This is a genomic window from Duganella rhizosphaerae, from assembly GCF_040364205.1.
Classification (GTDB): Bacteria; Pseudomonadota; Gammaproteobacteria; order Burkholderiales; family Burkholderiaceae_D; genus Rugamonas; species Rugamonas rhizosphaerae.
The window spans coordinates 1-20,913 of sequence record NZ_BPWK01000029.1 but is presented as its reverse complement, the minus strand read 5'-3'; the positions used below and the strand labels follow the sequence as shown (position 1 = coordinate 20,913).

General features: G+C 69.2%; 20 protein-coding genes. 18 read left to right on the top strand and 2 right to left on the bottom strand.

What is annotated here, in order from left to right; genetic code table 11:
- Positions 1-90 precede the first annotated feature (90 nt).
- The 10 genes from RUGAMON1_RS32020 to RUGAMON1_RS31975 are packed head-to-tail and all read left to right on the top strand — an operon-like array spanning position 91 to position 11,181.
- Complete coding sequence (locus tag RUGAMON1_RS32020) at positions 91-582, top strand: hypothetical protein (protein ID WP_445234314.1); 492 nt, start codon at positions 91-93, stop codon at positions 580-582.
- Positions 582-1,193 (top strand): chemotaxis protein CheW, encoded by a 612-nt coding sequence (locus RUGAMON1_RS32015; RefSeq protein ID WP_445234313.1) that lies wholly within the window; start codon positions 582-584, stop codon positions 1,191-1,193. The genes RUGAMON1_RS32020 and RUGAMON1_RS32015 overlap by 1 nt, the downstream gene beginning before the upstream one ends.
- A gap of 13 nt (positions 1,194-1,206) precedes the next feature.
- Positions 1,207-3,153: a TOL_0244 family TonB-dependent receptor gene (locus RUGAMON1_RS32010; RefSeq protein WP_445234312.1), complete on the top strand. Its 1,947-nt coding sequence runs from the start codon at positions 1,207-1,209 to the stop codon at positions 3,151-3,153.
- Complete coding sequence (locus RUGAMON1_RS32005; RefSeq protein WP_445234311.1) at positions 3,141-3,677, top strand: TOL_0243 family YfiR-like periplasmic protein; 537 nt, start codon at positions 3,141-3,143, stop codon at positions 3,675-3,677. Before RUGAMON1_RS32010 ends, RUGAMON1_RS32005 begins: the two co-directional genes overlap by 13 nt.
- The gene (locus RUGAMON1_RS32000; protein ID WP_445234310.1) at positions 3,678-5,450 is read left to right on the top strand and encodes a sensor histidine kinase, YfiR-like protein-associated; all 1,773 of its coding nucleotides are present in this window, start codon (positions 3,678-3,680) and stop codon (positions 5,448-5,450) included.
- A 15-nt stretch (positions 5,451-5,465) separates the two neighbouring features.
- Positions 5,466-7,841, top strand: coding sequence for a hybrid sensor histidine kinase/response regulator (locus RUGAMON1_RS31995; protein ID WP_445234309.1), 2,376 nt, complete (start codon positions 5,466-5,468; stop codon positions 7,839-7,841).
- Positions 7,838-8,950 carry a chemotaxis-specific protein-glutamate methyltransferase CheB gene (gene cheB, locus RUGAMON1_RS31990; RefSeq protein WP_445234308.1) on the top strand — a complete coding sequence of 371 codons (1,113 nt, stop codon included), beginning with the start codon at positions 7,838-7,840 and terminating at the stop codon, positions 8,948-8,950. Before RUGAMON1_RS31995 ends, cheB begins: the two co-directional genes overlap by 4 nt.
- Positions 8,947-10,443 carry an ATP-binding response regulator gene (locus RUGAMON1_RS31985; RefSeq protein WP_445234307.1) on the top strand — a complete coding sequence of 499 codons (1,497 nt, stop codon included), beginning with the start codon at positions 8,947-8,949 and terminating at the stop codon, positions 10,441-10,443. Before cheB ends, RUGAMON1_RS31985 begins: the two co-directional genes overlap by 4 nt.
- 16 nt (positions 10,444-10,459) lie before the next feature.
- On the top strand, positions 10,460-10,834 hold the full coding sequence (locus RUGAMON1_RS31980) for a response regulator (RefSeq protein WP_445234306.1): 375 nt from the start codon (positions 10,460-10,462) through the stop codon (positions 10,832-10,834).
- Between the two features lie 59 nt (positions 10,835-10,893).
- Positions 10,894-11,181, top strand: coding sequence for a putative quinol monooxygenase (locus RUGAMON1_RS31975; RefSeq protein WP_445234305.1), 288 nt, complete (start codon positions 10,894-10,896; stop codon positions 11,179-11,181).
- Between the two features lie 15 nt (positions 11,182-11,196).
- On the opposite strand, the gene RUGAMON1_RS31970 is transcribed toward RUGAMON1_RS31975, so the two are convergent.
- A complete protein-coding gene (locus tag RUGAMON1_RS31970) occupies positions 11,197-12,585 on the bottom strand; it encodes an NCS2 family permease (protein WP_445234316.1) in 1,389 nt (462 codons plus the stop codon).
- 227 nt (positions 12,586-12,812) lie between these two features.
- Here RUGAMON1_RS31970 and RUGAMON1_RS31965 point away from each other — a divergent pair, with 227 nt between their 5' ends.
- Both RUGAMON1_RS31965 and RUGAMON1_RS31960 read left to right on the top strand, forming a co-directional pair.
- Complete coding sequence (locus RUGAMON1_RS31965; protein WP_445234304.1) at positions 12,813-13,097, top strand: hypothetical protein; 285 nt, start codon at positions 12,813-12,815, stop codon at positions 13,095-13,097.
- A gap of 3 nt (positions 13,098-13,100) precedes the next feature.
- Positions 13,101-13,517, top strand: a complete 417-nt coding sequence (locus RUGAMON1_RS31960) for a type II toxin-antitoxin system PemK/MazF family toxin (protein WP_445234303.1) — start codon at positions 13,101-13,103, stop codon at positions 13,515-13,517.
- Positions 13,518-13,519: 2 nt separating this feature from the next.
- Here the strand turns inward: RUGAMON1_RS31960 and RUGAMON1_RS31955 are convergent, their stop codons facing one another.
- On the bottom strand, positions 13,520-14,410 hold the full coding sequence (locus tag RUGAMON1_RS31955) for a YicC/YloC family endoribonuclease (RefSeq protein WP_445234315.1): 891 nt from the start codon (positions 14,408-14,410) through the stop codon (positions 13,520-13,522).
- 88 nt (positions 14,411-14,498) lie between these two features.
- Between RUGAMON1_RS31955 and RUGAMON1_RS31950 the strand changes: the two genes are divergently transcribed.
- The 6 genes from RUGAMON1_RS31950 (at position 14,499) to RUGAMON1_RS31925 (ending at position 20,756) form a co-directional block, all read left to right on the top strand.
- On the top strand, positions 14,499-15,524 hold the full coding sequence (locus RUGAMON1_RS31950) for a serine/threonine protein kinase (protein ID WP_445234302.1): 1,026 nt from the start codon (positions 14,499-14,501) through the stop codon (positions 15,522-15,524).
- Positions 15,525-15,543: 19 nt separating this feature from the next.
- On the top strand, positions 15,544-16,518 hold the full coding sequence (locus RUGAMON1_RS31945) for a PP2C family protein-serine/threonine phosphatase (protein ID WP_445234301.1): 975 nt from the start codon (positions 15,544-15,546) through the stop codon (positions 16,516-16,518).
- 23 nt (positions 16,519-16,541) lie between these two features.
- Entirely contained in the window at positions 16,542-17,273 is a 732-nt protein-coding gene (gene rph / locus RUGAMON1_RS31940; RefSeq protein WP_445234300.1) for a ribonuclease PH, read from the top strand.
- 302 nt (positions 17,274-17,575) lie between these two features.
- A complete protein-coding gene (gene rdgB, locus RUGAMON1_RS31935) occupies positions 17,576-18,160 on the top strand; it encodes an RdgB/HAM1 family non-canonical purine NTP pyrophosphatase (protein ID WP_332856336.1) in 585 nt (194 codons plus the stop codon).
- Complete coding sequence (gene hemW, locus RUGAMON1_RS31930; RefSeq protein WP_445234299.1) at positions 18,157-19,425, top strand: radical SAM family heme chaperone HemW; 1,269 nt, start codon at positions 18,157-18,159, stop codon at positions 19,423-19,425. The genes rdgB and hemW overlap by 4 nt, the downstream gene beginning before the upstream one ends.
- 86 nt (positions 19,426-19,511) lie before the next feature.
- Positions 19,512-20,756, top strand: coding sequence for an anthrax toxin-like adenylyl cyclase domain-containing protein (locus tag RUGAMON1_RS31925; RefSeq protein WP_445234298.1), 1,245 nt, complete (start codon positions 19,512-19,514; stop codon positions 20,754-20,756).
- The last annotated feature ends 157 nt before the right edge of the window (positions 20,757-20,913 follow it).

The following is a 20,913-nucleotide window of genomic DNA, read 5'->3' as shown; positions in this document are numbered from 1 at the left end:
GCGCCCTCTCCCGCCGCGCTGCGTCCCCCCCGGCGGCCGCGGCCTCTCCGGCCCGACCCGCCGCCGGCTGCCCCCTCTTTCCCCTCCGCGATGCCGGCCGCCGCCGCCGCCGCCCCCGCGGGGGTGACGGCAGCCATCGCCGCCACGCCCGCCGGGCCGGCGCCGACGGCGATCCCACCGGCCGAGCCGCCCCCCGCGCTGGCGCTGCGGGCCCGCCTGTGCGCCGACCGCGGCCTGCTGGACGACGCCAGCCTGTGCTGCGCCGCCGCGATCGCCAGCGACAAATGCGACCCGGAACTGCGCTATCTGCGGGCGCTGATCCTGGAGGAGCAAGGCCGCGCCGCCGAGGCCATTGGCGCCCTCAAGGACGCGCTGTATCTGGACCCGGACTTCGTGCTGGCGCATTTCACGCTGGGCAGCCTGTGCCGGCGCAACGGCGCGGCGCGCGAGGCGCAGCGCCATTTCGCCAACGCGCTGGAACTGCTGCGCCGGCACGCGCCGGACGAGGTGCTGGCGCACTCGGGCGGCGTGCGCGCGGGCGAGCTGGCCGATCTGATGCGCGCCGGCGCCGGGGCCGCCTGATGCCGGCCCGGCGCCAGCAACTGGACTGGGAGCGGGTGCGCGCGCGGCTGGCGGCGGCCGCCGTCACCGCGCGGCAGCAGACGGCGGTGGCGCCGGAACGCCAGCGCGCGCTGCTGGAGGAGCGCGCGCAGCTGCTGGCGCGCGTGCCGCCGGCCGCGCCGGCGCCGGACGCCGAGGCCGAGGTGCTGGAATTTATGCTGGCGCACGAACGCTACGCGCTGGAGATGCGCCATGTGCACGAGGTGCACGTGCTGCGCGACTTGACGCCGCTGCCGTGCACGCCGGACTTCGTGCTGGGCATCGTCAACGTGCGCGGGCGGATTTTGTCGCTGGTCGACCTGAAGCGCTTTTTCGGCCTGCCGGAGCAGGGCTTGACGGACCTGAACAAGATCATCGTGCTGCGCGGCGGCGCCATGCGCTTCGGCCTGCTGGCCGACCAGATCCTGGGCGTGAACCAGCTGCTGCTGGCCGAGTTGCAGCCGCCGCCGTCGACGCTGGGCGGGATCCGCGCCGATTACCTGAAGGGCGTGACGGCCGCCCGTTTGATCGTGCTGGACGGCGGGCGCCTGTTGTCCGATCCGGCCATGGTGGTGGAGCAGCATGTAGTCTGAACCAGGAGATGCGATGGAGCGTTTATCGATACCGTACCGGCGCCGCTGTGCGCCGCTGTGGCTGGGCGCCGGCCTGTGCGGCCTGTGCTGGGCCGCCGGCGCGTCGGCCCAGCAGCTGCCCAGCCAGCTGTCGCGCATGAGCATCGAGGAGCTGGCGGAGATCCCGATCACCTCGGTGTCGAAGAAGGCCGAGCCGCTGGGCGACGCCGCCGCCGCGGTCTACATCATCACCGGCGAGGACGTGCGGCGCAGCGGCGCCACCAGCCTGGCGGAGGCGCTGCGGCTGGCGCCCAACCTGGAGGTGGCGCGCACCAACGGCAACACGTATGCGGTCACCGCGCGCGGCGGCAGCAACGGCAACGGCAACAAGCTGCTGGTGCTGGTGGACGGCCGGGTGGTGTACAACCCGCTCAACGCCGGCGTGTTCTGGGAAGCCCAGGACGTGATGATGGAGGATATCGAGCGGATCGAGGTGATCAGCGGTCCGGGCGGCACGCTGTGGGGCTCGAACGCGGTCAACGGCGTGATCAACGTGATCACCCATGCCAGCAAGGACACCCAGGGCACGCTGGTGGCGCTGGGCGGCGGCAACGCCGAGCGCGGCGTCGCCGTGCGCCAGGGCTGGCGGCTGGGCGAGGACGCCAGCATGCGGGTCTACGCCAAAGGCTTCCGGCGCGACGCCAACCAGACCACGACCGGCGCCCCGGCCGGCGATGACTGGTCCGGGCGCCAGCTGGGCTTTCGCGCCGACTGGGGCGCGGGCGACAACGGCCTCACCCTGCAGGGCGACCTGTACGACCGCCAGCTGGACCAGCTGGCCGGCAGTGAGCGCCACCGTTCCGGCGGCAACCTGCTGGCGCGCTGGGAGCGCGCGCTGGCCGACGGCGCGGCGCTGCAGCTGCAGGGCTATTACGACCGCGTCAACAACCTGATCCCGGGCGTGATCATGCTGGGCGAATCGAACGACACCTACGACCTCGAGGCCCAGCACCGCCTGCCGCTGGGCGCGCGCCAGGAGCTGGTGTGGGGCGGCGGCTTGCGGCTGTGGCGCAGCACCGCCACCAACGGCGCGATCCTGAAATTCCTGCCGGAGCAGGTGGCGACCCACCTGGTCAACCTGTTCGTGCAGGACACCATCGCGCTCGACCCGCAGTGGAAGCTGACGCTGGGCGCCAAGGCCGAGCGCAATTCCTACACCGGCCTGGAATTCCAGCCTAACCTGCGGCTGGCGTGGAAGCCGGACGTCCACACGCTGTGGTGGGCCGCGCTGTCGCGGGCGCTGCGCACGCCGTCGCGGGTGGACCGCGAAGCCTACATCTTCGGCATCCCGGGCTCGGCCCTGCGCGGCGGGCCGAACTTCCGCTCGGAGCGGCTGACCGCGCTGGAGCTGGGCTACCGCGCCCAGCCGACCGAGCGGCTGTCGTTTTCGGTCAACGCCTACTACAACAAGTACGACGATCTGCGCAGCGTGGATTTCGATGCGGTCAAGCGCACGTTCGAGGTCGCCAACCACGCCGAGGGCAATGTCGCCGGCCTGGAAATCTGGGGCAACTACCAGGTCAGCCGCGACTGGCGCCTGAGCGCCAGCCACACCCTGCTGCGCGAGCGCATCAGCCTGCAACCGGCCTTCAGCGGGCCGCCGCCGGCCGGCGGGCCGGGCACGCTGTTCGGCAACGATCCGCCGCACCGCTACACGCTGCGCTCCAGCCACGACCTGCCGCGCGCGATGGAGCTGGACCTGTCGCTGGACCGGGTGGCGGCCTTGCCCTATCCCACCGTGCCGGCCTACACCTCGCTGGACGCGCGGCTGGGCTGGCGTCCGGCCGCGCGGCTGGCGCTGGCGCTGAGCGCGGTCAACCTGCTGAACCACCGCCACGCCGAGTTCGGCAACGTCGCCGGCACCACGCCGCGCGCCGCCTTTGAACGCAGTCTCACCCTGCAACTGACATGGAAATTCTGACCCGCCTGGCGCGTTCGGCCTTGCTGCTGGCGCTGGCGCTGGCCCGGTCGGCCGCCTGCGCGGCCGACGGCGAGACGCTGGAATATGCGGTCAAGGGCGCCTACCTGTACAAGTTCGGCCTGTACATCGAGTGGCCGGCCGGCGCCTTCGCGGCCCCTGCCAGCCCGCTGGTGCTGTGCGTGGTGGGCGACGACCCGTTCGGCGCCGCGCTCGACGCCGCCGTCAGCGGCGAGCATGTCGACAGCCATCCGCTGCAGCTGCGGCGCCTGAAGAGCCTGACCCGCGAATCCGGCTGCCACGTGGCCTATCTGGGCGGCGCCGAGGCGCCGCGCGAGCCGCTGCGCGGGGTGCTGACCATCAGCGAGGTGCGCGGCGGCGGCGTGATCAGCTTCGCGCTCAAGGACAACCGCGTGCGCTTCAACGTCGACGACGAGGCGGCCGCGCGCAACGGCCTGCTGATCAGCTCCAAGCTGCTCAACATGGCGCTCAGCGTCAAGCCGCGCGCCGGCAAGGAGGGCCGTTAAATGCACTGGTTTATCGACAGTCCGATCCGCCGCAAGCTGATGCTGATCACCGTGCTGGCCAGCGCCATCGCCCTGCTGATGGCGGGCGCGGTGATCGTCAGCTACGACGTCTACACCTACCGCGCCCAGAAGCAGCAGGAGATCGCGGTGCAGGCCGAGATCCTGGCCGCCAGCGTGGCGCCGTCGCTGGTGTTCAGCGACCCCAAGGCGGCGCAGGAATACCTGAACGCGCTGCAGGCCAATCCGGAGATCGCCGCCGCCGCGCTGTACGCGGCCGACGGCGCGCCGTTCGCCAGCTACACCCGCCCGGACCGGCAGGCGCTGCCGCTGCCGGCGCGCGCCGAGGCGCAGGGCCAGCGCTTCGTCGGCGACGAGCTGGTGGGGTCCTGGCCGATCCGCGAAAAGCAGCGCCAGGTCGGCAGCGTGTATCTGCGCCTGAGCAGCGAGCCGATGGCCACGCGCATGGTGCGCTACGGCGGCATCATCCTGCTGGTGATGATCGGTTCGCTGTTGATCTCGCTGCCCAGCGCGCTGCGGCTGCACGCGGTGATCGTGCAGCCGATCCGCGACATCGCCGAGGCGGCGCGGCTGGTGGCGGCCGGCGAGATCGTGGTGCGGCCGGCCGGGCGGGCGCGCGCCGACGAGATCGGCCTGCTGCAGGACAAGTTCCGCGAGATGGCGCTGTCGCTGCAGGAGAAGGTGGCGATCGCCAGCCGCATCGCCTCCGGCGACCTGCTGCTGCAGGTGGTGCCGCGCTCGCAGCAGGACGCGCTGGGCATGGCGTTCGCCGCGATGGTCGACAACCTGCGCGAGAAGGCGGCGGCGGCCGAGCGCATCGCCACCGGCGACCTGACCGGGGCGCTGGCGCCGCCGTCCGCGCACGACGTGCTGGGCAAGGCGTTCGCGGCGATGGTGCTCAACCTGCGCGAGATGAACCGCGAGATCGGCGAGGGGGTTGACGTGCTGGCGGCGTCGTCGAGCGCGATCCTGGCCGGCACCACCCAGGTGGCGGCCGGCGCCAGCGAGGCGGCGGCGGTGATGAGCGAGACCTCGGCCACGCTCGACGAGGTCAAGCAGACCGCGCTGATGGCCAGCCAGAAGGCCAAGAACGTGGCCGAGGCGGCGCAGAAGGCGGCCCAGGTGTCGCAGACCGGCAAGCGCTCGGTGGAGGAGTCGATCGAGGGCATGCAGCAGATCCGCGAGCAGATGGAGCTGATCGCCGAGAGCATCATGCGGCTGTCCGAGCAGAGCCAGGCGATCGGCGAGTTGATCGCCAGCGTCAACGACCTGTCCGAGCAATCGAACCTGCTGGCGGTGAACGCCTCGATCGAGGCCGCCAAGGCCGGCGAGCACGGCAAGGGTTTCGCGGTGGTGGCGCAGGAGGTCAAGAGCCTGGCGGCGCAATCGAAGCAGGCCACGGCCCAGGTGCGCACCATCCTGGGCGACATCCAGAAGGCCACCGGCAGCGCGGTGCTGGCCACCGAGCAGGGCGCCAAGGCGGTCGAGCTGGGCGTGCGGCAGTCGCGCGACGCCGGCGAGGCGATCCGCCAGCTGACCGAGAGCATCGGCGACAGCGCGGTGGCGGCCAGCCAGATCGCGGTGTCGGCGCACCAGCAGCTGGCCGGCATGGACCAGCTGGCGCTGGCGATGGAAAACATCAAGGTCTCGACCACCCAGAACATGGCCAGCACGCGCCAGGCCGAGGCGGCCGCGCACGACCTGCATGCGCTGGGCCAGAAGCTCAAGGCGATGGTCGGCCGGTATCGGGTGTAACACGGAGAGGGGCGCATGGCCACGGACGACGAACGATTCTTGCAGCGCCTGCTCGCGACCTTCAGGCTGGAGGCCGACGAGCATCTCGGCGCGATGTCGGCGCTGGTGCTGGAGCTGGAGCGGCCGCAGGAGCCGGGTGGGCCGGGTGCACAGGGTGAGCCCGGGCGCGCGGCCGGCCTGGTGGAGACGCTGTTCCGCGAGGTGCACAGCCTCAAGGGCGCGGCGCGCGCGGTCAACCTGGCCGACATCGAGGCGGTGTGCCAGGCGCTCGAGAGCGTGCTGGCGCTGCTCAAGCGCGCGCAGTGCGCGCCGCCGGCGCCCATGTTCGAGCTGCTGTACCGCACCATCGACGTGCTGCGCGGGCTGCTCGATGGCGGTCAGTACGAGCTGGGCGGCTTGCTGCACGCGTTGATGGAGGCGCAGTACAGCTGGTCCGCGCCGGCGGCGGGCACGGGCGCGGCGCCACCGCTGCCGCCGATGCCGACGGCGCCGATGGCCGCCTTATCCGCGATGCCGGCGGTGGCCGCCGCGCCATCCACGCCCCCGCCGCCGGCCACCGCCGCCAGCGCGGCCTCCATGCATGCCGTCGCGCCCGAACCGGAGCAGACGGTGCGCATCTCCACCGCCAAGCTGACCGCGCTGCTGCTGCAGGCCGAGGAACTGCTGGCCTTCAAGTTCAGCGCCGAACACATGGCCGCCGACCTGCGCGCGCTGCACACCGAGCTGGAAGGCTGGCGCAAGCACTGGAGCCGCACCGTCGGCGAGGCGCGCGCCATCGTCCGCGCGGGCGAGCGCCGCCACGGCGCGGCCGGCGCGGCCGGTGCGGCCGGCGCCATTCGCAAGGGCCCGCCGCTGGCGCGCCTGCTGGAGGCGGTCGAGCGCGACGCGCTGCTGGCCAAGTCCGTCAGCGAGCGCTTCGCGCAGATCGAGCGCAGCGCCTGGCAGGAGCGGCGCGCGCTGGCCGGCATGGTCGACAACCTGCTGGAGGACATGAAGCGCACCCTGATGCTGCCGTTCTCCACGCTGCTGGAAATGGCGCCGCGGCTGGTGCGCGACCTGGCCCACGACAGCGGCAAGGAAGTCGAGCTGCGCATCGACGGCGCGGCGATCGAGATCGACCGCCGCATCCTCGAGCAGATGCGCGATCCGCTGGTGCACCTGCTGCGCAACGCCATCGACCACGGCATCGAGACGCCGGCCGAGCGCCGCCTGGCGCGCAAGCCGGAGCGCGCGCGGCTGGCGATCGAGGTGCTGCCGCGCGACGGCGACAAGGTCGAGCTGCTGGTCAGCGACGACGGCCGCGGCATCGACCCGCAGCAGGTGCGCGAGCGCGCCGTGCGCGACGGCCTGCTGACGCCCGAGGCCGGCGCGGCGCTGGGCACGGCGCAGATGCTGGCGCTGGTGTTCGAGTCCGGCGTGTCGACCAGTGCCATGCTGACCGACCTGTCCGGGCGCGGCCTGGGGCTGGCGATCGTGCGCGAGAAGGCCGAGAAGCTGGGCGGCAGCGTGGCGGCCGAGGCGGCGCCGGGCGGCGGCACGCGCTTCCGCATCGTGCTGCCGGCCACGCTGGCGACCTTCCGCGGCCTGCTGGTGACGGCGGCCGGGCGCCAGTTCGTGCTGCCGTCGCGTAACGTCGAGCGGGTCGCGCGGGTGCTGCCGGAATCGGTGCAGAGCGTCGAGGGCCATCCCACCGTGGTGCTGGAGGGCGAGGTGCTGGCGCTGGTACAGCTGTGGCGCGTGCTGGGGCTGGCCGCGCCGTCGGCGCCGTCGGGCTACCTGACGCTGGCGCTGCTGACCAGCGGCAGCCGCCGCATGGCCTGCCTGGTGGACGCGGTGCTGGGCGAGCAGGAGGTGCTGGTCAAGAGCCTGGGGCCGCAGCTGCGGCGGGTGCCCAACATCGCCGGCGCCACCGTGCTGGGGGCCGGCCAGGTGGTGCCCATCCTGCACGTGGCCGACCTGCTGAAATCGGCGCTGGTCGCGGGCGTGGGCGGCGCGCCGTTGCCGGCGCCGGCGGCGCAGGCGGCGCGCCAGCAGCTGCTGGTGGTGGAGGATTCGATCACCTCGCGCGCGCTGCTCAAGAACATGCTGGAGGTGGGCGGCTACCGGGTGACGGTGGCGGTCGACGGCGTCGACGCGCTGAGCGCGCTGCGCGGCGGCGGCTACGACCTGGTGGTGTCGGACGTCGAGATGCCGCGCATGGACGGCTTCGACCTGACCGCCAGCATCCGCGCCGACCGCCGGCTGGCCGCGCTGCCGGTGGTGCTGGTGACGTCGCTGGCCTCGCGCGAGCACCGCGAGCGCGGCGTCGACGTCGGCGCCAGCGCCTACATCGCCAAGCAGGGGCTGGAGCAGAGCAATCTGCTGGCCACCGTGCGCAGGTTGCTGCGATGAGCGCCCCGCTCAAGCGCGTGATCCGGGTGCTGGTGGTGGACGATTCGCCGGTGGCGCGCGAGCTGCTGGCCTATCTGCTCAATTCCGATCCGGCGCTGGAGGTGATCGGCGTGGTGGCCGACGGCGAGCAGGCGGTGGAGGCGGCGGCGCGGCTGCGGCCGGACGTCATCACGATGGACATCCACCTGCCGCGGCTGGACGGCTACGCCGCCACCCGGATGATCATGGAGACTTGCCCGACCCGCATCGTGATGGTCACCGCCAGCCCGGTCGCGCATGAGGTGGCGGACAACTTCCGCGTGCTGGAGGCCGGCGCGCTGGCGGTGCTGGCCAAGCCGTCCGGCCCCGGCCACCCGGAACACGCGCAGATCACCGACGAGCTGCTGCGCACCGTCAAGCTGATGGCCGAGGTCAGCGTGGTGCGGCGCTGGCGGCGCAACGACAGCTGGGGCGCCAGCGCCGCATCGGCATCGGTATCGGTATCGGCATCGTCATCGTCATCGCCGCCGCCGCCGGCGCCGGCGGCCGGCGCCGAGCTGCGGCTGGTGGCGATCGGCGCCTCGACCGGCGGCCCGCTGGCGCTGCACACCATCCTGGCGCGCCTGAGGCAGCCGTTCGCCGCGCCGATCCTGGTGGTCCAGCATATTTCGCCGGGTTTCGTGGCCGGCCTGGTCGAATGGCTGGGACGCGGCTGCGGCGGTGCGGTGCGGGTCGCCGGGCATGGCGAGCTGGCGCTGGCCGGCAACATCTACCTGGCGCCCGACGACGCCCACATGACGGTGCGCGCGGAGGGCGGCGTGGCGCGCATCGCCTTGTCGAGCGCGCCGCCGGAGCATGGTGCGCGGCCGGCGGTGGCCCGGCTGTTCCACTCGGCGGCGGCGTTCGGGCCGCGCGCGGCCGGCGTGCTGCTGACCGGCATGGGGCGCGACGGCGCGCAGGAACTGCTGACCATGCAGCAGGCCGGCGCGCTGACCATCGCCCAGGATCCGGACAGCGCGATCGTCAACGGCATGCCGGGCGAGGCGGTGCGGCTGGGCGCGGCGCGCCACGTGCTGGCGCCGGAGGCGATCGCCGGCTTGCTGAACAGCCTGACGCCGGGGGCGCGATGAACAGCGGCGTGGACACCGGCGCGGACAACGGCGCGGACAACAGCGCGGACCACGGCGCGGCGCCGGCCGGCGCCGAGATCCTGATCGTCGAGGACAGCCGCACCCAGGCCGAGCACCTGCGCCACCTGCTGGAGCGGCAGGGCTATGCGGTGCGCACGGCGGCCAACGGCAAGCTGGCGCTGGCGGCGATCGGCGAGCGCGCGCCGGCGCTGGTGCTGTCGGACATCGTGATGCCGGAAATGAACGGCTACCAGCTGTGCCGGGCGGTCAAGGCCAAGCCCGAGTGGCGCGCCATCCCGGTGGTGCTGATCACCTCGCTGTTCGATCCGGAAGACATCGTGCGCGGCCTCGAATGCGGCGCCGACAATTTCATCCGCAAGCCCTACGCGCCGGCCTACCTGCTGGCGCGGCTGGAGCAGGTGCTGACCAACCGCCGGCTGCGCCAGCAGACCGACCCGGCCCAGGGCATCGTGCTCTACCTGAACGGGCGCGCGCACACCATCCATTCGGAGCGCCAGCAAATCCTCGACCTGCTGGTGGCGACCTACGAGCAGGCGGTGCAGGTCAACGGCGAATTGCAGTCGCGCGAGCAGCAGGTCAACGACCTGAACCTGCAGCTGCGCCGCCACGCCGCCCAGCTGGAGCACTCGAGCCGCGAGGTCGAGCGCAAGAACGCCGAGCTGGAGGCGTCCAACCGCGAGATCGCGCGCCAGAACCTCGAGCTGGGCGAGGCCAACCGCATGAAGTCGGCCTTCCTGGCGAATATGTCGCACGAGCTGCGCACGCCGCTCAACGCCATCAACGGTTTTTCCGAGGTGCTGCGCAGCGGCATGGCCGGCAAGCTGACGGCGCAGCAGGAAGAATTCGCCGGCAACATCCTGCTCAGCGGCAAGCACCTGCTGGCGGTGATCAACGACGTGCTGGACATGTCGAAGATCGAGGCCGGCATGATGGAGCTGGAGCAGGCGCCGGTGGACATCGCGGCGCTGCTGGGCGAGTGCCTGGTGGTGGTGCGCGAGCGCGCGCTGCGCCAGCGCATCGCGCTGCAGCTGGAGGCGGAGCCGGCGGCGCCGGTGCCGGCCGACCGCCGCAAGCTGACCCAGGTGGTGCTGAACCTGCTGTCGAACGCGGTCAAGTTCACCCCCGACGGCGGCAGCGTGACCTTGCGCGCGGGCCGGGTGGCGCCGGCGCGGCCGGCCGCGATGGCGCTGGTCGGCGGCGGCGCCGCGCTCAGGGCGGACGCGGACGGCTACCTGGAGATCAGCGTGCGCGACAGCGGCATCGGCATCGCCGCCGACGACCTGCCGCGGCTGTTCCGCCAGTTCGTCCAGCTCGACAGCAAGCTGTCGCGCCAGTACGAGGGCACCGGCCTGGGGCTGGTGCTGGTCAAGCAGCTGGTGGAACTGCACGGCGGCGCGCTGGCCGTGCACAGCACGCCGGGCGCCGGTTCGGAATTCATCCTGTGGCTGCCGTGCGGCGGCGCCGGACCATGAGAGAGGCCCGGGCCCGATGGCAACCATCCTGATCGTTGAAGACAATCCGTCCAACATGCTGTTGGCGACCTTCCTGCTGGAGCACGCCGGCCACCAGGTGCTGCAGGCCGACGAGGCCGAGGCCGCGCTGCGGCTGGCGCGCGAGCGGCTGCCGGACCTGATCCTGATGGATGTGCAGCTGCCGGGCATGGACGGGCTGGAGGCGACCGGCGCGCTGAAGGGCGATGCGCGCACCGGCGCCATCAAGGTGCTGGCCTTCACCAGCTTCGCGATGACGGGGGACGCCGAGCGCATCCGGGCCGCCGGCTGCGACGGCTATATCAGCAAGCCGATCAGCGTGGACGAGTTCGTGGCGCTGGTCGAGGCGGCGCTGGCGGAAAAGACAAGATAGTCCTTGTTTTTTTATTAATCGCCCCCAACTCGGGTGCTCGCCAATTTGAGGGAGTCCCCATGCAAGAACTGATCGTCATCGCCATCCTGACCGCCAAGCCTGGTAATGAAGCCGTGGTCAAGGCCGCGCTGGAGCGCATCGTGCCGCCGACCCGGGCCGAAGCCGGATGCGTCCGCTACGACCCGCATTTCGACCTGGAACAGCCGGGCCGCTACGTCATCGTCGAAGCCTGGCGCGACGCCGAGGCGCATGCACTGCACCTCGCCACGCCGCATTTCCTGGAACTGGTCGCCGCCATCGACGGCCTGGCGGAGATCCAGATCCTCAAGCTGAACCAGATGCAGTAAGACCGTGCTGGCGGATCAGATGGCCCAGCCGCCCGCGTAGAACACCGCCAGCGCGATGGCGATGGCGACGGTGCCGACGTTGAGCTTGCGCCATTCGCCGGCGATCAAACGCCCCACCACCAGGGTGCAGAAGCCGAGCATGATGCCGGTGACGATGTTGCAGGTGAGCAGGATGAACACCGCGCACACCAGGCCCGACAGCGCGTCCAGCTTGTCGTCCATCTTCATGTGGGCGACGCTGCCCAGCATCAGCAGGCCGACATACATCAGCGCCGGGGCGGTGGCGTATTGCGGCACCAGGCCGGCCAGCGGCGAGAAGAAGATCAGGCCGAGGAACAGCACGCCGACCACGGCGGCGGTCAGGCCGGTGCGGGCGCCGGCGGCGGTGCCGACGGTCGATTCGATGTAGGCCGCGGCCGGCGCGCCGCCGACCAGCGAGGCGAAGATCGAGCTGAGCGAGTCGGCCGTCAGGGCCTTGCCGCCGTTGCGGATGTAGCCGTTCGGCTCGACCTGGCCGGCTTGGCCGGCGACGGCGCGGATGGTGCCGGTGGCGTCGAACACGGCGGTCATGACCAGCGCCAGCACGCTGGGCAGCACGGCCACGCTGAGCGCGCCGCGGATGTCCATGGCGCCGATCAGCGAGGCGTGGCCGGGCGCGCTCAGTTGCGGCATGGCGAACACGCCGGTGAAGTGCACGGCCGGGTCGAACGCCAGGCCCAGCGCCGACAGCGCGACCACCACCAGCAGGATGCCGCCCGGCACCTTGCGCTGCTCCAGGCCGAAGATCGCGGCCAGGCCCAGCATGCTCATGACGACCGGGAAGGAGGTGATCTTGCCCAGCGCGACCGGCAGGCCGGCGCCGGCGTTCTTGACCACCAGGCCGACGTCGCTCGAGGCGATCATCAGCAGGAACAGGCCGATGCCCACGCCGGTGCCGTGCGCCACGCCGGCGGGCAGGTTCTGCAGGATCCACGAGCGCACGCCGGTGACCGAGATCGCCGTGAACACCAGGCCCATCAGGAACACCGCGCCCAGCGCCACGGCCGGCGACAGGCCCTTGCCCAGCACCAGGCCGAAGGCGGTGAAGGCGGTCAGCGAGATGGCGCAGCCGACCGCGATCGGCAATTTGGCCCACACGCCCATCAGCAGCGAGCCGACGGCGGCGGTCAGGCAGACCGCGACGAACACCGCGCTGACGTCGAAGCCGGCCGCGCCCAGCATGCCGGGCACGACGAACACGGAATACACCATGGCCAGGAAGGTGGTGACGCCGGCCACCACCTCGCGCCGCGTGGTGCTGCCGCGTTCGGTGATCTGGAAATACTGGTCGAGCTTGGTGAGGGGGACGGCAGGCGTGGCTGGCTCGCGCACGGGGCGCAGTTGTGGCTGGGGTTGGGACATGATGGTGCTGCTCCTGTTGTTGTCCGCCTAGGCGGCCGGTGCGGCCGTCCTGGGCAGTGTCTCGTTATGGGTAGTGCCAGCAGAGCTTAGGGTAAAGCTTGTCTGCGATATACTGGAATTGATGGATAGTCACCATAACTGAAAGCGTATTGCTTGTTTGGCGGGGGCCGAATTGGCCCATGGTGATATACTTTAGATATACATCGGCGTGGGCCGGGGAGGGCTAGCAAATGCCAAAAGATGCGCCAAAACCTGCGTCGCAATTCCTGCTGCGCCTGCGCGAACGCGACACGCCGACCGGCGTCAGCGAAGCGACTGTCGAGAAGCTGATGAAGGCGACCGGCTTGAGCAAAACGGAAGTGGCCCACCTGGCATTGAAGCAGATGGCCGGCCGCTATCTGCCGTTTTATGAACAGGACGACGGGCCGTTGACGCTGGCCCAGCTGCGCGCCATACGTGAGGCCAGCAGCGCCACGGACACGCCGGAAGCGCAGTTCACCCAGCGGATATTCTGATCCGTGGCGCGCCCGGCAAAAAAGCGTCCGTTCCATCCCTTGCCGGCGGCGGGCGATATCGTCTGGTGCGCTTTTCCTCAGGCTTTAGGTGTGCCCGGCCCCAAAAAAAGGCCGGCATTGGTCGCGCGGGTCGCGCCGGCGACGCATGAAGTGTCGGTGGTGTACGGCACCAGTCAAAAGACCAACCAGATTTATCCGACCGAGGTGGTGCTGGATCCGGCCGATCCGGGATTCTCGACCAGCGGCCTGTCGCACCGCACCAAGTTTGATGTTGCTCATCAGGTAAAGCTGCCGTTCGACAGCGATTGGTTTGAGCCCGCGCCGGGGCCGCAAACCAATCTCCCGTTGCCCAAGATGGGCGTGCTGCATCCGAGCTATATGCCGGCTGTTGCGGCAGCAGTGAAGAAGGTCCGCCCCTAGGTTTATTCCAGGTTCTGCACCTGTTCGCGCATCTGTTCGATGAGCAGCTTGAGCTCCATCGAGGCGTCGGCCAGCTCCTTGACCGAGGCCTTGGCGCCCAGCGTGTTGGCTTCGCGGTTCAGTTCCTGCATCATGAAGTCCAGGCGCTTGCCGACCTGGCCGCCTTTTTTCAGGATGTGGCGGGTCTCGGTCAGGTGGGCCGACAGGCGGCCCAGCTCTTCGGCGACGTCGATGCGGATGCCGTACAGGATCACTTCCTGGCGGATGCGCTCGAGCGCGTCCTGGCGCGACAGCGCCGAATTGGAGCCCTGGCAGGCCAGGCCCAGCGCGTCCTGCATGCGCTCGATGGCCTTTTGCTGGAAGGCCGCCACCACCTGCGGGATCAGCGGCGTGATGCGCTTGACGATCACTTCCATCGCTTCGATGCGCGAGGTCAGCATGGTTTCCAGCGCCGCGCCTTCGCGCTGGCGGCTGTGGACGAAGGCTTGCACGGTGCGCGCGGTCAGCGCGGCGACGTCGGCCTGCAGCGATTCCTGGCCGATCTGGGCTTCCTCGATGACGCCGGGCCAGCGCAGCAGCTCGGCCACCGACATGGTGGGGGCGGCCGGGAAATGGCCGCTCACTTCGGCCTGCAAGCGTTGTAATTCGGTCAAAAGCGGCAGGTTCAGCGCCTGCGAGCCGGTGCTGGCGGCCTTGCGGCCAAAGCTCAGGCGCAGTTCGACCTTGCCGCGGGTGATGGCCGCCATGATTGCCGAGCGCAAATCGGGTTCAAGCGCTCGTAAATCGTCGTTTATTCGAAACTGAAGGTCTAGAAATCGCGAGTTGACACTCTTGATTTCGATAGTCAGTGTTCCCGCCGCACTTTCACTGGTGGCGACCGCGTAGCCCGTCATACTGGAAATGCTCAATGGATGTCCCCGATTTAATCTTTACAAAACAGTGATTTATCCACACAATCCGGTTGTTGAGGCGAGGAACTCTATGGCTGCACAAAACAACGCCCCGTTACCCGATGGTCTGGAAATTGCTGGATATCGCATTGTAAAGAAAATTGCGTCCGGTGGGTTCAGTATTGTTTACCTGGCGTACGACGGCGACGGCGTGGCGGTGGCGATCAAGGAATATTTACCCAGTTCTTTGGCCCTACGGCAGGAGGGCGAGCTGGTGCCGGCCATCTCCAAGGCGCATCTGCCGGTGTTCCGCATCGGTCTCAAGTGCTTCTTCGAGGAGGGGCGGGCGCTGGCGCGCATCTCCCATCCGAATGTTGTCAGCGTGCTCAATTTCTTCCGCGCCAACGAAACCGTTTACATGGTGATGGCCTATGAATCCGGCCATTCCTTGCAAGAACATATACAAAGGCAGCGCGGCAAGGGCAGCAAGGTGGGCGAGGCCTTCATCCGCACTATCTTCCTGCAAGTGCTCAAGGGCTTGCGCGAGGTGCACGCCAACAAGCTGCTGCACCTGGACCTGAAACCTGCCAATATCTACCTGCGCACCGACGGCACGCCGATGCTGCTGGACTTCGGTGCCGCCCGCCAGACCGTCAACAACGACATGCCGACGCTGACGCCGATGTACACTCCCGGCTTCGCCCCGCCGGAACTGTACGTCAAGACCGGCGGCCTGGGGCCGTGGTCGGACGTGTACAGCATCGGCGCCTCGATGTTCGCCTGCATGGTGGGTTCGCCGCCGCAGCCGGCCGACCAGCGCAAGAGCGAGGATAAAATGGCCGGCCATTTCGACCAGCTGGAAGGCTTGTACACGCCGGAGCTGGTGAAGATGGTGCGCTGGTGCCTGGAGCTGGACCCGCTGGAGCGCCCGCAAAGCCTGTTCGCCTTGCAGAAGGTGCTGCAGGCTGCGGCGGCCGCGCCCGCCGCGCCGGCGCCGCCGCAGGGCGTGGTCGACAAACTGGGCCAGGGCTGGCGCGGGCTGGTGGACCGGCTGGGCGGACTGGGCAAGCCCAAGGGCGAACCCAAGGCCAAGGCCGGCCCCGACACGCTGATCTAACCGACAAAAGGCAGGAACCATGCAATTCTCTGTGTATCAGGAAAGCCACATCGGCGGCCGCAAGGTCAACCAGGACCGCATGGGCTACAGCTTCACCCGCGACGCGCTGCTGCTGGTGCTGGCCGACGGCATGGGCGGCCACCTGCGCGGCGAGGTCGCCGCCACCGTGGCGCTGCAATCGATCTCCGCGCTGTTCCAGCAGCAGGCCACGCCGTACGTGAAAAAGCCGCAGCGCTTCCTGGAGGAAGCCTTGCTGACGGCGCACCGCGACATCCACCAGTACCGCGCCGACCACGACATGCGGGAGACGCCGCGCACCACCATCGTCGCCTGCCTGATCCAGCACAACACGGCGACCTGGGCGCACTGCGGCGATTCGCGCCTGTACTGGATGCGCGACGGCCAGATCCTGGCGCGCACGCGCGACCACTCGCATGTGGAAAGCCTGATCGCCAGGGGGCTGGCGCAGCCGTCCGAGCGCGCCACCCATCCCGACCGCAACAAGCTGTACAACTGCCTCGGCGCGGACAGCCTGCCGAAGGTGGAAATCTCCGGCGGCGCCGGCGTGCTGCCGGGCGACCTGATGCTGTTGTGCTCGGACGGTTTGTGGTCTATGCTGCCGGACGACGAACTGGTGCGGCGCCTGCACAGCCAGACCGTGGTGCGCGCCGTGCCGGACCTGCTGCAAGCGGCGCTGGGCGCGGCCGGCAGCGCCAGCGACAACGTCACCGCGCTGGCCATCATGTGGCAGGGCAGCTCCATGGTCGACGGCATGGGGGCGATGACCGCGGCCGAACTGTCGACCGTGATCTCGACCGAAGCGCTGCCGCAGGACCTGCACAGCACCACGATCAACAGCGCGCCGGTGCCGGAGCAGGCCGCCGCGCCGGCGCCGCAAGGCGACACCGTCGACGCCTTCGACGACGATGAGATCGAGAAGGCCATCGCCGAGATCCGCGGCGCCATCGAAAAATCCTCCCAAATACTGAAATAACACTGAAATAAGGAATACTGTTTATGTCATTTGAATCCCGTCCGAGCGGCCGCGCCGTCGATGCGCTGCGCACCCTGCGCCTGACCCGCGACTACACCAAGCACGCCGAAGGCTCGGTGCTGATCGAATGCGGCGACACCAAGGTGATCTGCACCGCCAGCATCGAGGAGAAGGTGCCGGGATTCCTGAAGGGCAAAGGCCAGGGCTGGATGACCGCCGAATACGGCATGCTGCCACGCTCGACCCACACCCGCATGGACCGCGAGGCGGCGCGCGGCAAGCAGTCCGGCCGCACCCAGGAGATCCAGCGCCTGATCGGCCGTTCGCTGCGCGCGGCGTTCGACCTGGCAGCGTTCGGCGAGCGCACGCTGCACCTCGATTGCGACGTGATCCAGGCCGACGGCGGCACCCGCACCGCGTCCATCACCGGCGCCATGGTGGCGGCCCACGATGCGTTCGCCAAGCTGGTGGCGCGCGGCGCGGTGCCGGCGATTCCGCTGAAAAGCTTCGTGGCGGCGATCTCGGTCGGCGTCTACCAGGGCATGCCGGTGCTGGACCTGGACTATGTCGAGGATTCCGGCTGCGACACCGACATGAACGTGGTGATGAACGACGCCGGCCACTTCATCGAAGTGCAGGGCACGGCCGAAGGCGCCGCCTTCGACCGCGCCGGCATGAACCGCCTGCTGGACCTGGCCCAGGGCGGCATCGCCGACCTGATCAAGCTGCAAAAGCAGGCGCTGGGTCTGGCTTAGGACTGGGGGTTGGGGTAGGGCGGCGCGCTCCTTCGAACTAACCATACTATTTCGCCTTGCTCTTCCTGACTGGGATCCTCTGGTTTTCTCTATTTTTTTTGCTGCGTCCGCACAAAGCTAAAAACCATCAAAAATAGATGAAATCAGAGAAGCGATCCAGTATCGTTTTTCAGAAGGAGCGCGCCGGACCTCCGGCACGCGCATCCCCCGGCCGCCGCGTCCGCCTGGCTTCCGGCGGCGCCGGGGCCAAAGGGTTTACAATGTCGGCTTCATCGCATTATTTGCTCTCCGCAGCCCACATCATGACCCAACGCCTGATCCTCGCCTCGAACAACGCCGGCAAACTCAAAGAATTCAACGAACTGCTGTCCACCGTGGGCTTCAGCGTCCACGCCCAGGGCGAGTACGACGTCCCCGAGGCCGAAGAGCCGTTCCACACCTTCGTTGAAAACGCCCTGCAAAAAGCCCGCCACGCCGCGCGCCTGACCGGGCTGCCGGCGCTGGCCGACGATTCCGGCGTCTGCGTCAACGCCCTGGGCGGCGCGCCCGGCGTGTACTCTGCGCGCTTTGCCGGCGAGCCGAAATCGGACGCCCGCAACAACGAGAAAATGATCGCCGACCTGGCCGCGCACGCCGACAAGTCCGCGTACTACTACTGCGTGCTGGTGTTCGTGCGCCACGCCGACGACCCGCAGCCGGTGATCGCCGACGGCCGCTGGAACGGCGAAATGATCGCCACCCCGCGCGGCAACGGCGGCTTCGGCTACGACCCGCATTTCTACATTCCGGCGCTGGGCAAATGCGCCGCCGAGCTGACCGCCGACGAGAAGAACGCGCTGTCGCACCGCGGCCAGGCCTTGCGCGCGCTGGTAGAGAAACTGAAATGATCCCGATTAAAATCGTCGGCGCCACCAGCAAGGCGGCCAAGCCGGCCACCGACATCAGCGAGGCCGCAGGCGTCGCCGCCAAGTACCTGCAGGCCGGTTCGTTGAACCTGCAGGCGCTGCCGCCGCTGTCGCTGTACATCCACTTCCCGTGGTGCGTGAAGAAGTGCCCCTACTGCGACTTCAACTCGCACGAGGCCAAGGACGGCAAGGGTGGCGATACTTTCCCCGAACAGGAATACCTGGACGCGCTGCGCAGCGACCTGGAAATGGCGCTGCCGCTGATCTGGGGCAGAAAAATTTATACGATTTTCATCGGCGGCGGCACGCCCAGCCTGATGTCGGCCGCCGGGCTGGATCGCCTGCTGTCGGACGTGCGCACCCTGCTGCCGCTCGACAGCGACTGCGAGATCACGATGGAAGCCAATCCCGGCACCTTCGAGGCCGAGAAGTTCAAGTCCTACCGCGCCAGCGGCATCAACCGCCTGTCGATCGGCATCCAGAGCTTCAACAGCCGCCACCTGAAGGCGCTGGGCCGCATCCACGACGACAACGAAGCCAAGCGCGCGGTGGAGATCGCGCTGGACAACTTCGACAACTTCAACCTCGACCTGATGTACGCGCTGCCGTCGCAGACGCTGGAAGAGGCGCGCCACGACGTCGAAACGGCGATGGCCTTCCAGCCGCCGCACCTGTCGCTGTACCACCTGACGATGGAGCCCAACACGCTGTTCGCCAAGTACCCGCCGGCGCTGCCGGACGACGACGCCAGCGCCGACATGCAGGACATGATCGCCGGGCTGACCGCCGCCAACGGCTACGGCCAGTACGAGGTGTCGGCCTACGCCAGGGAGGGCCACCGCGCGCGCCACAACCTGAACTACTGGGAGTTCGGCGACTACCTGGGCATCGGCGCCGGCGCGCACTCCAAGCTGTCGTTCCCGCACCGCATCCTGCGCCAGGCCCGCTACAAGCAGCCCAAGGCCTATATGGAGCAGGTGCGCCTGGGCGCGCCGGTGCAGGAGGAGTACGAGATCGGCCGCGACGATATGGGCTTCGAGTTCATGCTCAACACGCTGCGCCTGCACGGCGGCTTCGATCCCAACCTGTTCGCCGAGCGCACCGGCCTGAGCCTGAACGCGATCGAGAAAAACCTCAACGCGGCCGAAGCCAAGGGCCTGCTCTACCGCGACTACAAGCTGATCAAGCCGACCGAACTGGGCCAGCGCTTCCTCAACGATTTGCAACAGATGTTCCTCAACGGCTGACGCAAAAGTGGCATTTCAGCCATTTTTCTTGACGCCAAATGGGCAGGCTTGGATACTGGGAAACCTCTATCCAGCCTGGAGCAGCCATGCCCTTATTTGGTTTAGCCCCCTCGTTCGACGACCCGGAAAACGGCATGACCCGGCTCGACATGATCGCCAGCCAGCGCGTGGCCAACGAGCTCGACGAAGTGATCATCTTCCGTTCCACCGGGCCGTGGTCGCGGCGCTGGCTGGAGGACGGCTATCCCAGCAAGAATTTCCACGTCAAGGGCAAGAGCTCGGACTGGGGGCCGCAGGCCGGCTTCGTGCCGTACGACGGCACCTACAGCAAGGTCGGTCATAACCAGGGCAAGGCGCAGAAGGGCACGCGCGCCAACCAGAAGGGCATCAACGACCGCTTCGCCAGCGCCCGCGTGCTGGAACTGACGCTCGAGCAGCTGACCCTGCAGATGCTGCTGGCCGAGGAAATGCCGCCGCGCACCGCCCTGCAGTTCATGGAGGCCGTGCCCGGCACCCGCGACTACTCGCTGCTGGCGCAGCGTTCCGGCGACGGCCAGCTGTTCGAATTCCTGGCCCGCTGGAATCGCGCCGGCCCCACGGCGGGCGAGGCGGTCTACCAGATCCACGTCTACACCATCGCCACCGACTTCAGCGCGCACGGCATGGCCTCGCGGCTGCTGCTGCCGCTGGAGGTGATGTGCTCGTCCGAGGCCGGCGCCAACAACCGGCCCATGACCGGCGACTACGACCTGATGGCGGTGTGCCCGCGCTGGAGCGACTACGGCAGCACCAGCTCGGCGCAGATCGCCAAGCCGGGGCTGGTGATGAACGGCATGGCGCCGCGCCTGGGCCAGGTGTTCGAACGCGGCACCAACCTCGACAAGGTGCTGACCATGGAGAGCAGCACCGGCCGTCCGCGCCCGCAGGGCTGGCAGGCGCCGGCCGGCTTCGGCAACGAGGAGCACTACGACATGGGCAACGTCACGCCGCGCATCCTGCGCTGCATCAACCTGCTCAACGGCCGCATGGTCAACGGCAACGGCGCCTTCCGCCGCGTGCACCACAACGCCGAATCGCACCGCCACGTGGCGTTCGGCGCGCTGACCATGGCCGACATGGAAAACGACAACGACGGCTTTCCGCTGACCGTGTTCCAGCCCGACGCGGCCGGCATCCGCAGCCCCGCCATCGCCGCCTACGGCAACGTCGCGACCTTGCTCAATATGCGCGAATTCCGCGTCTACGCGGGGCTGTTGCAGGACGCCGGCTACTTCCTGCCCCGCAACGCCGCGTGGGGCATGTCGATCCGCGACGCCATGCGGGCGGTTTAGTCCTTAAAACTCTTCCCAGTCCTGCTCGCCGCCGACGGTGGCCGGCTTGCTGGCCGGCCTGCTGGCTGGTTTGCTGGCCGTCAGCTTGGCGGCCGGCCGGGCCGCCGCCGCGCGCGGCGCCGGACGTGCGGCCGGGGCGGCCGGAGCGGGGCGGGCC